Raw genomic sequence first — 15,054 nt, forward strand, 5'->3', positions numbered from 1 at the left:
AAGCCGGTGCAGTTTCCAGGGGGAACATCAGGCGGGTTTGCCGAGCCACCATCAACCGAGCAATAACGACGTGAGCAACAACCACAATGAACGAGCACAAACTACGGTGCATAAGGCTACTAGTGTAACAGAGATTTTACCTTTCTGATATGCCGTCCTGATAGCTACTATTCCTAATTACCGTGTCAGAGCGATCCAGCACATAATGGCCCAAATTCAGTTATGTGATAAATGTCACCTATAAAAACCGAAAATCCGCTAAATTTAATCATACAATTGATTGAATAAGACCGTGTGCCATATTCCTCCAGGCTGCGTCGCCTACGCGCGGCCATCAAACTGAGCAACGACTGTTACAGGCAGCACTTGAGGTGTTTGGCGAGTTTGGCCTGCAAGCCGCCACCACGCGCGATATTGCCAGGCGTGCCGGGCAGAATATCGCCGCCATCACCTATCACTTTCACTCAAAAGAGGGGCTATACCGCGCGGTGACCAGCACCATTGCCGATGAAGTAGCGCACACCTATCTCCCCTTGCGCACAGAAATTGCCGATTATCTGCAACGGCCCACATGCACGCCAGAGCAACACATGGTGTATCTGCAAAAGCTGGTACTGAGTTTTACCCGGCTGATGACCAGCCCGGAAACCCTGCACTTCAGCCGCTTTATATCACGCGAGCAGTTGTCACCGACGGATGCCTACCCGCTGGTGCATGAGTGCATTATTGCCCCGATGCACCAGTTGATGACGCAACTGGTCGCGGGCTACACCAGGCTGGACAGTACAGACCGCAGAACCGTGATCCACACCCATGCGCTAATTGGTGAAGCGCTGGCATTTCGCGTTGCTCGGGAGGGCTGGGACGATATCGGTCTGGAACAGAGCCTGGTGATTAACGACGTGGTGACACAACACATAGAACTGGTGCTTGACGGCCTGAGAGCCGTACATCAGCGCTGATGCCTTCAGCCCGTAACAGAGGGACGCCTTCCATGAGTAAAGTTAAATCAAGCGCGACCATCGTGGTGCTTTTGCTGCTGGCAGCCGCACTCTATGCCGGTTGGGCGCACTATGCGCGCCGCGACACGCCCATTACGCTGTACGGCAACGTGGATATTCGCACGGTCAATCTGGCGTTTCGCGTCAGTGGACGTCTGGCCACCCTGAATGTGGATGAGGGCGACAGCGTTAAAGCAGGACAGGCGATAGCGGCGCTGGATACCGCGCCGCACAACAATGCGTTGCGTCAGGCCGACGCCAGTGTTGCCAGTGCAGTGGCCCAGCTGGCACTGCTTGAAGAAGGCTATCGGCGCGAAGAGGTCGCTCAGGTACGTTCTCAGGTAGCGCAGGCCCAGGCCGCCTATCATTACGCGGACAGTTTCTATCAACGCCAGCAAGGCATGTGGCGTAAAGGTGCCGTGGCACAAAATCCCCTGGAAGATGCCCGCTCGGCGCGTCAGCAGGCACTCGCTACGCTGCAAGCGGCTAAAGAGAAATTGAGTCAATTTGAAAGCGGTAACCGCCCGCAAGAAATTGCCGCTGCACAGGCCTCACTGGCGCAAGCGCAAGCAGTACAGGCGCAGGCGACGCTCGATCTGAGCGATACTACGCTGATCGCCCCTTCTGATGGTGTGATCCTCACGCGAGCAGCCGAAGCAGGAAGCATGTTAAACGCAGGCAGCACCGTTGTTTACACTCTCATTGACGCGCCCGGTGTGGATTAGCGCCTATATTGACGAACCACAGCTTGGGCAGGTGAGGCCGGGGCGAGAAGTGCTGATTTTCACCGACAGCCGCCCTGACCAGCCCTACCATGGCACCGTTGGCTTTGTGTCACCCAGCGCAGAATTCACCCCCAAAAGCATAGAGACAGAAGCACTGCGCACCGATCTGGTCTACCGGCTGCGTATCATCGTCAACGATCCGGACAACCTGCTGCGTCAGGGAATGCCGGTCACGCTACGCTTCGCCAATGAAAATGTGACGCCATGAACAGCACGACACCGCGCATTACGCTGGAAGGGGTAGAAAAAACCTTCCCTGGCAGCACTACGCCAGCGCTGAAACCGCTGACGGCCACCCTTGATGCCGGTGCGGTTATTGGATTGGTGGGGCCGGACGGTGCGGGCAAAACCACGCTGATTCGCATGCTGGCCGGGTTATTGACCCCTAGCAACGGTACGCTGCGCGTCATGGGGCTCGATCCGGTACAGGATGACCGGCAGTTACATGCCATCCTGGGTTATATGCCGCAGAAATTTGGGCTGTATGAAGATTTGAGTGTGATGGAAAACCTGACGCTTTACGCCGACCTACGCGGTATTACGCCGACCTACGCGGTATTACGGGCACACAGCGTCAGGAAACCTTTGAACGTCTGCTGACGTTTACCGATCTCACGCACTTCACTACCCGTCTGGCGAAAAAACTTTCCGGAGGCATGAAACAAAAATTAGGGCTAGCCTGCACCCTGCTGGGCCAACCTGACGTGCTGCTGCTCAACGATGGCGAACTGTTATACCGCGGCGCGCCGCAGGATCTTACCGCGACCATGGCTGGGCGCTACGTGCTGGCCCACGCCGATGGCATTGCACACCGCACGCTGCTGCAACAGGCGTTGCAACATCCCGCCGTCAGCGACGGTGTGATTCAAGGAAAATATTTGCGGCTGATGCTTAAAGCAGGCGCAGACCCGCACAGCCTGTGTGGTCCCTTACCGCCGACGCCAGGCAACATCGAAGAAACTGCTCCTCGCTTTGAAGATGCCTTTATCGACCTGTTGGGCGGTGGCCCCAAAGGGGATTCATCTCTGGCGCGCATCATGCCACGCATCCCGGATGATGGCGATGACAAGGTCATCGAAGCCCACCACCTGACCAAAAGATTCGGCGAATTTGTCGCGACCGATCGGGTCGATTTTACCGTGCGGCGCGGCGAAACTTTTGGCCTGCTCGGTCCCAACGGCGCAGGGAAATCAACCACGTTCAAAATGATGTTTGGCTTACTCACGCCAAGTGAAGGTCATGCTCGCGTGCTGGGCATGGACCTTAAAATCAGCTCAGGCAAAGCACGCCAGCATCTGGGCTACATGGCACAAAAATTTTCCCTGTACGGTAACCTGACCGTTGAGCAAAACCTGCGCTTTTTCTCCGGCGTGTACGGATTACGGGGCCGTCAGCAGCATGATAAAGTCGCCGCGATGACTGAGGCGTTCAACTTTACGCCTATCAGCCGCCAAACGCCGGACGCTCTACCGCTCGGGTTCAAACAGCGTTTGGCCCTGGCCTGCGCCTTAATGCACGAACCGGATATCCTGTTTCTTGACGAACCCACGTCTGGCGTCGATCCCCTCACCCGCCGAGAATTCTGGATGCACATTAACGGTATGGTCAACCGTGGCGTGACGGTGATGGTCACAACCCACTTTATGGATGAAGCGGAATATTGCGATCGTATCGGCCTGGTTTATCGCGGAAAACTGATTGCCGGTGGAACCCCGGATGCCCTGAAACAGCAGGTTGTTACGCCAGAAATGCCGGATCCAACCATGGAGCAGGCCTTTATCGCCCTGATCCATGCCTACGACACGGAGAATGCACATGGCTAGCGCGAACAACACTCAAGCATCGGGCAGTGGCGCATTTTCATGGCGACGCCTACGCGCCTTATGCCGCAAAGAAAGCAGATCGTGCGCGATCCCAGCAGCAGCCTGATTGCGTTTGTCATCCCATTAATGTTGCTGTTTATTTTTGGCTACGGCATCAATCTAGACTCTAGTCGTCTGCACGTAGGTATTCTGCTAGAGCAACAAAGCGAGGCAGCGCGTGATTTGGCTCAGACCTTTGCCGCTTCGCCATATATTGAACCCACCATCAGCCACGACCGCCAGACGCTGATTCAGTTGATGCAGGCGGAACGCATTCGCGGTTTGATCACCATCCCCAGCGACTTTGCCGAGCAACTGGCCCGCCCCGGAAGCCTTGCGCCCATACAGGTGATCACTGACGGCAGCGAACCTAACACCGCCAATTTCGTTTCTGGCTATGTGCAAGGAGTCTGGAAGGTCTGGCAGGAGCAGCGCGCGCTGGCTCAGGGGGGCACATTTACGCAACCCATTGAGATACAACTGCGCTATTGGTTCAACCCGGCAGCAGTCAGTCAGCACTTTATCATTCCCGGCGCCATCACCATTATCATGACGGTTATTGGCGCCATTCTGACCTCGTTAGTGATAGCCCGCGAATGGGAGCGCGGCACCATGGAGGCGCTGCTGTCAACTCAGGTCACGCGAGCAGAGCTGCTGCTGGCCAAGCTGATCCCCTATTATGGACTGGGCATGATAGCCATGGTGTTGTGCATGGTCGTTGCCGTCTTCATACTGCATGTTCTCTACCGCGGATCGCTATGGATACTGTTTGGCATCAGTAGCCTGTTTCTCGCCTGCACCCTCGGCATGGGGCTGCTGATTTCTACCCTGACGCGCAATCAGTTCAATGCCGCGATGGTGGCGCTGAACGCCGCCTTTCTCCCTGTGGTGATGCTCTCCGGGTTTATTTTTGAAATTGATAGCATGCCGGCATTGGTGCGCGCCGTCTCCTACGTGATCCCGGCGCGTTATTTCGTCAGTACGCTGCAAAGCCTTTTCCTGACCGGTAACGTGGTTAGCATCTTGCTGATCAATCTTGGCTTTTTAACCCTTGCCACGCTGTTTTTCATCGGGCTGACCGCCTTGAAAACGCGCCGCAGACTGGATTAGGAGGGCGGCGATGTTTTACCGCTTATGGACGCTGATCGTGAAAGAGCTGCAATCGCTGTTACGCGAACCACAAACCCGCAGCCTGCTGATTCTCCCCGTGGTGCTTCAGGTTTCTCTGTTTCCCTTCGCTGCGACGCTGGATGTCACCAATGCCACAATTGCCATTTACAGCGAAGACAGTGGTCCTGCATCGATTGAACTGACCCAACGCATCGCCAATGCGCGTACCTTTTCTCAGGTGTTAACGCTGCGCAGCCCACAGGCCATTGCTCCAACCATCGATAACCAAAAAGCGTTGTTGCTGGTGCGGTTTCCGCCTGAGTTCTCACGCGACCTTGCCAGTGGCAACGGCACGTCAGGTGATTCTGGATGGGCGACGCTCTAACAGAGCGCAAATTGCAGCGAATGATATACAGCAGATTGCTCAGGATTATGAACGGGAACTGATGGACGGAAAGACGCGCAGCAACCAGAGCGAACTGGTGATACGCCACTGGTATAATCCCAATCTGAACTATAAGTGGTTTGTGGTACCCTCACTGATTGCCATGATCACCACCATCGGCGTACTGATTGTTACTGCGCTCTCTGTGACACGCGAGCGTGAACAGGGAACGCTGGACCAACTGTTGGTATCGCCACTGGCGACCTGGCAAATTTTTATCGGTAAAGCGGTCCTGGCGCTGATTGTCGCCACCGGCCAGGCTACCATCGCACTACTGGCGGGGATCTTCGCTTACCAAATCCCGTTTGCGGGTTCATTGCTGCTGTTCTATGCCGCTATGCTGCTGTACGGCTTGTCTCTGGTGGGATTCGGTTTACTGATTTCGTCTCTGTGTGCCACGCAGCAGCAGGCGCTTATCGGCGTGTTTGTTTTCCTGATGCCCGCCATCCTGCTCTCGGGCTACGTCTCGCCGGTGGAAAATATGCCACTGTGGCTACAAAACCTGACCTGGGTAAATCCAATCCGTCATTTCACCGACCTCACGAAACAAATTTACCTCAAAGGGGAAGATTTCAGCGTGATATGGCACAGCCTGTGGCCGCTGCTGGCTATAACAGAGACCACCAGCAGCGCTGCCTACTATGGGTTGTTCAGGCGAAAGATGTCGTGAATATCCTAAAAAAAGCCCCGCACGTTCTACGCACGGGGCTATAGCTTGTATTACTGCGTCTTAACGGCGGTTGCCAAAAATGCGCAGCAACATCAGGAACAGGTTGATGAAGTCCAGATAAAGCGTCAGTGCACCGACAATGGCGTATTTGCGGAAGCTGTCGCTGTCATCGGCGGAGAGTTGCTCGCCGATATTCTTCAATTTTTGCGTGTCGTATGCCGTCAGGCCAACGAACACCACCACGCCGATATAGGTCACTGCCCACATCAACGCATCACTTTTCAGCCAGATATTGACCAACGAAGCCAGCACGATACCGATCAGGCCCATAAACAGCATGCTGCCCAGACCACTCAGATCGCGTTTCGTGGTGTAGCCGTACAGGCTCATGGCACCAAACATCCCCGCAGTAATGACAAAGGTGCTGGCGATGGATTGCCCTGAGTAGAGGATAAAAATGCTGGAGAGCGTCAATCCGGTCAACGCCGAATAGAGCATAAACAGCCCTGTCGCCACGCTGCCGCTTAAGCGCTGTACCATGCCGGAAATCACAAACACCAGACCAAGTTGAGCGATGATCAAGCCGAAAAAAGTAATCCGACTGGAAAAGACGAAACTCATTATTGCGGGCGACTGCGCCGCATACCAGGAAACAAACGCCGTCAGCAATAAGCCACAGGTCATCCAGCCATAGACCTGCGCCATATATGCCTGAAGGCCGCTATTAGCGCGTTCGACTATCGAATCGCCTGAACGAGGGAACCGATCCATGATACTACCCTTACGTTGCTGTCTGGCACGGCAGACAGAGATTGGGACTCGGGCTTGCATGCCCACCACTAACAAGTGTATCACATGGTGTAGTACTGCATACGGCGATCAAAAGCGGAATGGAAAACTCAATGCGGGATTATTGCCAGCGTTGCGCTGCCGCATGGTCGCTATCACGCGCATCCACCCAGCGATCGCCTTCTGGTGTGGCTTCTCGTTTCCAAAACGGGGCGCGGGTTTTCAGGTAATCCATGATAAATTGCGTAGCATCAAACGCTACCTGGCGATGTGCTGCACTCACGCCAACAAACACAATTTCATCGCCCGGATAGAGCGGCCCAACCCGATGGATCACATAAACATGCGGCAGCGCCCAGCGTTCTCTCGCCAGCTCAACAATCTCCGCTAACGCTTTCTCCGTCATCCCCGGATAGTGCTCCAGCGTCAGTGCGCTGACATCTGAAGCCAGATTATGGTTACGCACTTTACCCGTGAACGTCACCACGGCACCGTCTTCATCGCATTGCGCCAGCCAATGATAGGCCTGCCCCACATCAAACGGTGCGGTTCCTACCTCGATACGGGTTTCAGGTTGTGGGTTCACTGACATCATCAACCCCCGGTTACCGGAGGAAAGAACGCCACTTCATCACCATCACGCAACGGATGGGAGGGCTCAACCAGTGTCTGATTCACCGCTGCCAGCAGTTTGCCGGATTCCAGCGCCAGCGCCCAGCGTTCACCGCGCGCTATCAGAGCCTGACGCAGCGCGTCCACAGTGCCAAACTCCGCCGGAAGGCTAAGCGAATCCGTTTGCGTCAGCTCTCGCACCTGAGCGAAAAACAGTACGTTTATCATTCAACCTCCGCCTGAAAATCCCCGGATTTGCCACCGCTCTTTGCCTGTAAACGCACTGGACCAATAGTCATGTCTTTTTGCACCGCTTTGCACATGTCATAAATGGTCAATGCCGCCACCGAAGCGGCAGTCAGCGCTTCCATCTCCACGCCGGTTTTTCCGGTTAAACGGCACAGCGACTCGATACGAACCCGGTTGTGCTCGGGTTCGGCCGTCAGATCAACGGCAACTTTGCTTAGCAGCAGCGGATGGCAGAGCGGAATCAACTCCCAGGTGCGTTTAGCCGCCTGAATTCCGGCGATACGCGCGGTGGCGAACACGTCACCTTTGTGGTGCTGCCCATTGATAATCATCGAGAGCGTTTGTGCTGACATGGTGACAAACGCCTCCGCGCGTGCTTCTCGCACCGTTTCGGCCTTTGCTGATACGTCCACCATAGCGGCTTCGCCGGCGGCGTTAATATGGGTGAGCTGAGAGGACATGATTAGTTCAGTTTCTTCAAATGTGGGAAAAAGTTGCACGGTTTTTGTCGGGCATCCAACTGTTCCTGAATGATACGTTCCCAAGCTGTGCGACAAGCGCGTGTCGAACCGGGCACGGCAAAGATAACCGTTTGATTTGCCAGCCCTGCGACAGCGCGGGATTGAATGGTGGCGGTGCCGATATCCTCATAGGAGACCATACGGAACAGTTCACCAAAGCCCTCAATCGGGCGATCGAACAGCGGTGCGATCGCTTCAGGCGTGACATCGCCTGCGGTAAACCCAGTTCCGCCATTGATCAAGATAACCTGTACAGTATCACTGGCAATCCAGGCGGCAACCTGTGCCTGAATCTGGTAGCGGTTCTCTTTGACGATGGCGCTGGCCACAATCTGATGACCCGCTTCTTGCGCCACTTCGCGCAAATAATCACCGGAGGTATCATCTTGCGCGGCGCGGCGCGAAGAAACGGTTAACACCGCAATTTGCAGCGGGATAAAGTCATCACTGACCTTGCTCATATCACACACCTCTCAACACGGAAAATCGCGAGTAACACCAAGGGCAGCTATCAGCCACCGATAAAAGAAAGATTCTGCGTTATGCCACTGTTGCCATCATGCAGGAAGTGGGTCTGCTTTTTCAGCGATAACCCACCCGCAATACGCAGAGCCAGATCGTCCAGTTGGCTATCTTCCGCCAGCAGGTCACGCAAAGGGATGCCCTGCTCGCCAAACAGACACAGGTGCAAGTTACCCACAGCAGACACGCGCAGACGGTTGCAGCTCAAGCAAAAATCTTTCTCGTACGGCATGATCAGGCCAATTTCACCCTGATAATCATCATGACGAAACACCTGAGCGGGCCCATCACTGCGGCCGCGCGCTGCCAGTTGCCAACCCTGCACCAGCAGTTTATCGCGGATCACCGTTCCGGGCAGATGGTGACGGGCAAACAGTTCTCTCCCCTCACCCGTTTCCATCAACTCGATAAAACGCAGTTGAATGGGTCTGTCCTTTATCCAATGCAAAAAGGCGTGCAACTGAGTGTCGTTCACGTCACGCATCAGAACCGTGTTCACTTTCACTTTGGCAAAGCAGCAGTCAAAGGCTGCATCAATCCCAGCCATCACCTGATGGAACTTGTCCTGCCCGGTAATGGCGTGGAACTGGCGAGCATCCAGACTATCAACGCTGACATTCAGCGCCGTTAGCCCTGCCTCGCGCCACAATGCAACATCACGCGCCAGCCGATAACCGTTGGTGGTCACCGCCAGGGTTTTGATCGAGGGATTTTCGCGGATAGCAGCCAGAATCTCGACAAAGTCACGTCTTAACGAAGGCTCTCCCCCGGTTAGGCGAACCTTTTCCGTGCCGAGCGCGGCAAAAGCACGGCTGACACGACGAATTTCATCCAGCGAGAGAAAACGCTTGGTGGGTGCGCCAGAAAGCTGGTAGCCATTAGGCAAACAATAGGTGCAACGAAAGTTGCATACATCAGTGATCGAAAGGCGCAAATAGTAAAACTTACGCGCAAACGCATCCGTCAATTGACTCAGCATAAACACCCTTCCAAATTCGGGAGATGCGAGCATTTCTACCCTGCACCCTGGTGACCTCAAGGGTCACGGCCAGAGCACCGTATGACGCAGTCATTGCCACATCACTTAGGCACAAAGGCTAGGAGTCTGATTTCATCAAAGAAGAGTCTAGCGTTACTTAGGCATAACGTCACCCAAATAATCGTTATATATTTATGTATATAAAAATTATATAAGGGTTTTTTCTCTTCCACAGGTCTCCAGAATAGTCGAAAAGGGGCGAGAAAAGTTGTCGTAAATCATCCTGAAGCAAAGATTTTTGGTTTTTTTCGCCTTTGTGATAGAAATCAGCTACCTTTGCCACGTACGTTCCCCTCTTTATGTAAAAGGTCTCTATGCGCAATCGCACGTTAGCCGATCTCGACAAGGTTGTCGCGCTGGGTGGCGGACACGGTCTGGGCCGCGTCATGTCATCACTTTCCGCGTTAGGTTCGCGGCTTACGGGGATTGTTACCACCACGGATAACGGTGGTTCGACGGGAAGGATCCGCCGCGCGGAGGGCGGCATTGCCTGGGGAGACATGCGAAACTGCCTGAACCAACTGATTACCAGCCCCAGCGTGGCCTCCGCCATGTTTGAATATCGTTTCACTGGCAGCGGCGAACTCGCCGGACACAATCTGGGCAACCTGATGCTCAAAGCGCTGGACCATCCGAGCGTTCGGCCTTTGGAAGCGATTAATCTGATTCGCGGGTTGCTGAAAGTCGACGCAGTGCTGATCCCGATGTCTGAATATCCCGTCGATCTGGTGGCTACCGACGACGGAGGAAACCAGATCTACGGTGAAGTGCAAATCGATAACCTGAGTGTGCTCCCACACGATCTGCAACTCCACCCGGCGGTCAAGGCAACCCAGGAAGCGGTTGACGCCATCAATTAGGCAGATTTGATCCTGATCGGTCCCGGCAGCTTTCTGACCAGCCTGATGCCACTACTGTTATTGGATGATCTGGCGCGCGCGTTGCGCCATTACCCTGCAACGCCTGGGCTAAAACCGCTCCGTCAGCATGCTATTCGCTGCGCAGCCACGGGGTATGGGTGACGCCAACCAAAATACCTTCCGGACTAAGGAAACGGGTAACCGACTGCCCCCAAGGCTCCAGGCGGTTATCCACCAGTAACACATAACCTGCTTGCTTGACAGCGGCTGTGGCTGTCGCCATATCTTCGACCTCAAATTCCAGCCAACTTTGCGGCACCGTTACATCCTCTGGCCAATGCTCTGTGCCAAAGCAGGATTGGCTTGCCTGCGCCAACGGCCACAGCGCAAAGTGCTTCACCCCACCCAAGGTATCTGCTACCAGATAATCACCCGACTCTGCCAGCGGTTTAAGCGGCAAACGCAGCGTGTCCAGATAGAGTGCCCGGCTTGCTGCCAAGTCCGCTGCAATCGGACCGAAGCCCGCGACAAACAGCACATTAATATCAGGTAGGGAAAATGTCATCTCTGCTCCGAGGCTTACAGGGAAATCACGATGCGGCAATAAACCACTCACGTAAGGCATGAATCTGATCGCGCAGCGCGGCCGCTTCTTCAAACTCCAGATTCTGCGCGTGGGTCATCATTTGACCTTCCAATTCACGGATTTTTTGCTCCAACGCTTTCGGCGTTAGAGCATGATATTCTGCGGCTGGCTCAGCGGCTTTACGACCCGTGCGCCCTTTTCCTTTCGGCGTTGGCTGGCCCAGTTGTAGAATGTCGTCGATTTTTTTGTTAAGACCGGTCGGCATGATGCCATGTGCTTCATTGTACGCCTGCTGCTTCTCGCGACGTCGCTCCGTTTCCTGAATGGCGCGCTGCATTGAGGGCGTTATCTTGTCGCCATATAGAATGGCTTTACCATTCAGGTTACGCGCAGCGCGGCCAATAGTCTGAATTAATGAGCGTTCCGAACGCAGGAAACCCTCTTTATCGGCATCCAGAATGGCCACCAGCGACACTTCAGGCATGTCCAGTCCTTCTCGCAGCAGGTTGATACCGACCAACACGTCAAATTCACCCAAACGCAGGTCACGAATAATCTCAACGCGCTCTACCGTATCAATATCTGAGTACAAGTAACGTACTCGCTCACCGTGCTCTTCCAGATACTCGGTAAGATCTTCCGCCATGTGCTTAGTCAATGTGGTGACCAGCACGCGCTCATTCAACGCAACACGTTTGCGGATTTCAGACAGCAAATCGTCCACCTGCGTCGCAACCAGGCGCACTTCCAGTAGCGGATCGAGCAGGCCGGTAGGACGCACCACTTGATCGACAACATCACCGCCGGAATGCTCCAGTTCATAATTGCCGGGCGTCGCCGAAACATAGATGGTTTGCGGCGCGAGCGCTTGAAACTCCTCAAACTTCATCGGGCGGTTATCCAACGTGGACGGCAGACGAAAACCATGCTCCACTAGCGTCTCTTTACGCGCCCGGTCACCGCGATACATGCCGCCTAATTGCGGAATCGTCACGTGAGATTCATCGATGACCAGCAAACCATCGGCAGGCAGATAGTCAAACAGCGTCGGCGGCGGCTCGCCTGGGCCACGCCCGGAGAGGTAGCGCGAATAGTTTTCGATACCGGAGCAATACCCGAGCTCGTTCATCATTTCAAGGTCGAACTGGGTACGCTGGGTCAGGCGCTGCTCTTCCAGCAGTTTATTGTTGGCGAGCAACACCTGGCGACGCTCTGCGAGATCCACTTTAATCTCTTCCATCGCCTGAAGGATACGTTCACGCGGCGTGACGTAGTGCGTTTTCGGGTAAATGGTATAACGCGGCACCGTTTGTAGCTGCTGACCGGTGAGCGGATCGAACAGCGTCAGGCGCTCAACTTCCTCATCAAACAGCTCAACGCGCAGCGCAATTTCGTCAGATTCTGCCGGAAAAATATCAATGACGTCACCCCGTACGCGGAAAGTACCGCGCGCGAAAGCCTGATCGTTACGCGAATACTGCAACTCAGTCAGCCGCCGTAAAATCGAGCGCTGATCGATGATCATGCCCACCGTGAGGTGCAGCATCATTTTCAGGTAGAGATCGGGATCGCCCAACCCGTAGATGGCGGAAACTGACGCAACAACCACCACGTCGCGCCGCTCCAGCAACGCTTTGGTGGCTGACAGACGCATCTGCCCAATGTGCTCATTGACCGAAGCATCTTTCTCGATAAAGGTGTCGGAGCTTGGGACATAGGCTTCGGGCTGGTAATAGTCATAGTAAGAAACAAAGTACTCAACCGCATTGTCAGGGAAAAACGCTTTCATCTCGCCATAAAGCTGGGCTGCCAGCGTTTTATTGGGGGCCAATACCATGGTGGGACGGTTGAGGTCCGCAATCACGTTGGCAATGGTAAAGGTTTTTCCCGAACCGGTTACCCCCAGTAACGTCTGATGCGCCAACCCCGCCTCCAACCCTTCTTCCAGCAGGCGGATCGCTTCAGGCTGATCGCCTGAGGGGGTAAACTCGGAATGCAGTTTAAAGGGTTTGCTCATGAACAACCTGCCAGCAAGTGGACCGTGCGTCGCCGGACGATGCAACGCACAGTCAAATTCAACAATGAGGGTAAGACGTCAAGCATAGCACTAACAATGCCCCCTCAGATATCCATTCATCCGTAGTATACTGGATATAAAAACAGCATCCAGTCATTTATTGATGAAAATGCCTTGCTGAACAAAACATCTGATTAGCTAAACGGTTTTGCCATCAAGGCACTAGAGAAAAAAAGTGGCAATAACACAGCAGGAAGGATTTATCCAGTTAAAAATGTGCTATTTATCCCCAGAAAATGCGTTTTGCTTAACAAAGTGGTTAGACCAGCTCTGGGAAAATATGCAACCATTAGCTGCGCGTAAATTGAGACTTGATTTTATTTAACGATATGATTTTCAACTATAAAATAAAAAAGAGGCGAATCACTCCAACCTAACGAGAACCCGCGCCAATTCTCGCTTTCCGCCGTTTTTCTAAACCTAATGCACATGGTTATCCACAGAAGTAGTGGATAACTCCCACAAGCCCGCATGCCTGCTGCGTTAGTGAAATATCTTATCGCTATGGGACTAAGGCAAATCAGGATTTTTTTGGCATTTTTGCAAGGATTTCACATCCGCTAGGTGTTTTGCGATTTTGCAGCAAAAAGGACGCAGGTATGCTGTTCCGATGTCATCACTTGCTGTGATCAGGGTAGCTGTTTGGAAGTGCATTCTCGGTAAGCTGACCAATGCCCTATTTGCAGGCAAAAATTGTCTGTCAGACAGACAATAAAGAAATGCCCAAATCCTGCGTATGCGGCGCATCGACATAGGGAATCTCGCCGAGCAACGGCGCGTGCAAATGGCATTGCAGCGTTTCCAGATAAGCCTGATGCCAGCGCCCGACCGGTTGGATATCGTTGGCAATCCAGCCAGCCAACCTCAATCCGGCATGTGCAACCGCCTGAGCCGTGAGTAATGCGTGATTGATGCAGCCCAGTTTTATACCGACCACCAGGATCACCTGTAGTTGCTCGCGCTGCACCCAATCAGCAAACGTCTGCCGTGGCGTCAACGGTGTGAACCATCCACCCGACCCCTCCACCAGAACCCAGTCAGCTTTGGCGGTCAGCGCTGCCAAGCCACGCGACATCACGTCGAAATCAATAGGACGCTGCTCCAGCGCACTCACGATATGCGGTGAAGTCGGCTCAATAAACACCAACGGATTCACTTCATCGTAAGTCAGCGACACGCTACTACAAGCTTGCAGATGGCAGGCATCTTCATTGCGTATGCCTTGTGGCGTGTTCTGCGCTCCGGAGGCGACAGGTTTATAGCCCGCGCAGCGGTACCCTGCCTGTTCAGCTGCCTGTAACAGCGCCCCGCTGGCAATGGTTTTGCCCACTTCGGTGTCTGTTCCGGTAATAAACCAACGTTTAGTCACGATAAATAATTCCATAAACCAAATGATAACTGAGAGGAAACCCGCCCGGCGCGGCAGGGTAAACCTGCGACAGTGCTTGCAGCCGCCGACGGGTGAGTAAACCGCGGGCGCGATCGCCGTGCAGTATGCCTAACGTCATGCAGGTTTCCATTCCCATGGCTTTAACGCCTTTCACCATCTGCTCCAGATAGGGCATATCGCGTTCATGCGGGTTTTTCCAGGCAGCGCCCATGCAGAAACGGGTTGAGCCCGCCGCTTTGGCCTGCCGCGCAGAATCCAGCACCTGCCCTACCTGCATCAACCGCTCTGCTTCCAGTCCGGTACGATAGCGCGCACTCTGCGGGCAGTATTTGCAATCTTCCGGGCAGGCACCGGTTTTAATCGAGAGCAGCGTGCTCACCTGTACCTGACGCGGATCGAAGTGCTGGCGGTGTACCTGCTGCGCCTCAAACATCAATTCCAGAAACGGTTTATCAAACAGTTGTTGTGCTTGCTCCAGCGTCCAGTGAATACGTTCTGCCATATGGTTGTCCTCTTTGTTCGACAGGGTGCCACGC

At 54.2% G+C, this 15,054-nt stretch carries 12 protein-coding genes, 6 pseudogenes and 1 riboswitch; of the genes and pseudogenes, 8 read left to right on the plus strand and 10 right to left on the minus strand.

Translation table 11 applies throughout. From position 1 onward, the window contains the following. The first annotated feature begins 284 nt into the window (after positions 1-284). From cecR to ACMZI0_RS20445, 7 genes and pseudogenes are all read left to right on the plus strand, one after another. Entirely contained in the window at positions 285-962 is a 678-nt protein-coding gene (cecR, locus tag ACMZI0_RS20415; RefSeq protein ID WP_415674353.1) for a transcriptional regulator CecR, read from the plus strand. A gap of 32 nt (positions 963-994) precedes the next feature. Then, positions 995-1,994 (plus strand): annotated as a pseudogene (gene hlyD, locus ACMZI0_RS20420) (secretion protein HlyD). Continuing rightward, positions 1,991-2,386 (plus strand): ATP-binding cassette domain-containing protein, encoded by a 396-nt coding sequence (locus ACMZI0_RS20425; RefSeq protein ID WP_415674319.1) that lies wholly within the window; start codon positions 1,991-1,993, stop codon positions 2,384-2,386. The pseudogene hlyD and the gene ACMZI0_RS20425 overlap by 4 nt, the downstream one beginning before the upstream one ends. Beyond that, a pseudogene (locus ACMZI0_RS20430) lies at positions 2,383-2,442 on the plus strand (hypothetical protein); the annotation flags it as partial. The gene ACMZI0_RS20425 and the pseudogene ACMZI0_RS20430, both read left to right, overlap by 4 nt. After that, positions 2,443-3,609 (plus strand): ATP-binding cassette domain-containing protein, encoded by a 1,167-nt coding sequence (locus ACMZI0_RS20435; protein ID WP_415674320.1) that lies wholly within the window; start codon positions 2,443-2,445, stop codon positions 3,607-3,609. After that, positions 3,596-4,758: pseudogene (locus tag ACMZI0_RS20440) on the plus strand (ABC transporter permease). Before ACMZI0_RS20435 ends, ACMZI0_RS20440 begins: the two are co-directional and overlap by 14 nt. A 10-nt stretch (positions 4,759-4,768) precedes the next feature. Further along, positions 4,769-5,873: pseudogene (locus ACMZI0_RS20445) on the plus strand (ABC transporter permease). Between the two features lie 60 nt (positions 5,874-5,933). On the opposite strand, the gene ACMZI0_RS20450 reads toward ACMZI0_RS20445, so the two are convergent. From ACMZI0_RS20450 to moaA, 6 genes are all read right to left on the minus strand, one after another. Continuing rightward, positions 5,934-6,644 carry a Bax inhibitor-1 family protein gene (locus ACMZI0_RS20450; protein ID WP_415674321.1) on the minus strand — a complete coding sequence of 237 codons (711 nt, stop codon included), beginning with the start codon at positions 6,642-6,644 and terminating at the stop codon, positions 5,934-5,936. Positions 6,645-6,783: 139 nt separating this feature from the next. Then, on the minus strand, positions 6,784-7,248 hold the full coding sequence (gene moaE / locus ACMZI0_RS20455) for a molybdopterin synthase catalytic subunit MoaE (RefSeq protein ID WP_415674322.1): 465 nt from the start codon (positions 7,246-7,248) through the stop codon (positions 6,784-6,786). Between the two features lie 8 nt (positions 7,249-7,256). Next, complete coding sequence (gene moaD / locus ACMZI0_RS20460; RefSeq protein ID WP_415674323.1) at positions 7,257-7,502, minus strand: molybdopterin synthase sulfur carrier subunit; 246 nt, start codon at positions 7,500-7,502, stop codon at positions 7,257-7,259. Next, positions 7,499-7,984, minus strand: a complete 486-nt coding sequence (moaC, locus tag ACMZI0_RS20465) for a cyclic pyranopterin monophosphate synthase MoaC (RefSeq protein WP_415674324.1) — start codon at positions 7,982-7,984, stop codon at positions 7,499-7,501. Before moaC ends, moaD begins: the two co-directional genes overlap by 4 nt. A 2-nt stretch (positions 7,985-7,986) precedes the next feature. Beyond that, complete coding sequence (gene moaB / locus ACMZI0_RS20470) at positions 7,987-8,505, minus strand: molybdenum cofactor biosynthesis protein B (protein WP_415674325.1); 519 nt, start codon at positions 8,503-8,505, stop codon at positions 7,987-7,989. 50 nt (positions 8,506-8,555) lie between these two features. Further along, positions 8,556-9,545, minus strand: coding sequence for a GTP 3',8-cyclase MoaA (moaA, locus tag ACMZI0_RS20475; RefSeq protein WP_415674326.1), 990 nt, complete (start codon positions 9,543-9,545; stop codon positions 8,556-8,558). Then, a riboswitch (molybdenum cofactor riboswitch) is annotated at positions 9,533-9,682 on the minus strand. (Overlaps the previous gene by 13 nt.) 237 nt (positions 9,683-9,919) lie before the next feature. Between moaA and ACMZI0_RS20480 the strand changes: the two are divergent. After that, positions 9,920-10,564, plus strand: a pseudogene (locus tag ACMZI0_RS20480) (gluconeogenesis factor YvcK family protein); the annotation flags it as partial. Between the two features lie 31 nt (positions 10,565-10,595). Here ACMZI0_RS20480 and ACMZI0_RS20485 read toward each other — a convergent pair. The 4 genes and pseudogenes from ACMZI0_RS20485 to ACMZI0_RS20500 all read right to left on the minus strand — a co-directional run. After that, positions 10,596-11,030: a glyoxalase gene (locus tag ACMZI0_RS20485; RefSeq protein ID WP_415674327.1), complete on the minus strand. Its 435-nt coding sequence runs from the start codon at positions 11,028-11,030 to the stop codon at positions 10,596-10,598. A 25-nt stretch (positions 11,031-11,055) separates the two neighbouring features. Then, positions 11,056-13,068: an excinuclease ABC subunit UvrB gene (uvrB, locus tag ACMZI0_RS20490; RefSeq protein ID WP_415674328.1), complete on the minus strand. Its 2,013-nt coding sequence runs from the start codon at positions 13,066-13,068 to the stop codon at positions 11,056-11,058. Positions 13,069-13,828: 760 nt separating this feature from the next. Next, the gene (gene bioD / locus ACMZI0_RS20495) at positions 13,829-14,497 is read right to left on the minus strand and encodes a dethiobiotin synthase (protein ID WP_415674329.1); all 669 of its coding nucleotides are present in this window, start codon (positions 14,495-14,497) and stop codon (positions 13,829-13,831) included. 97 nt (positions 14,498-14,594) lie between these two features. Then, positions 14,595-15,020: pseudogene (locus ACMZI0_RS20500) on the minus strand (biotin synthase BioB); the annotation flags it as partial. Positions 15,021-15,054: the final 34 nt, after the last annotated feature.

The sequence above is a fragment of the Symbiopectobacterium sp. genome (assembly GCF_047692315.1).
In the GTDB taxonomy this organism is placed as follows: domain Bacteria; phylum Pseudomonadota; class Gammaproteobacteria; order Enterobacterales; family Enterobacteriaceae; genus Symbiopectobacterium.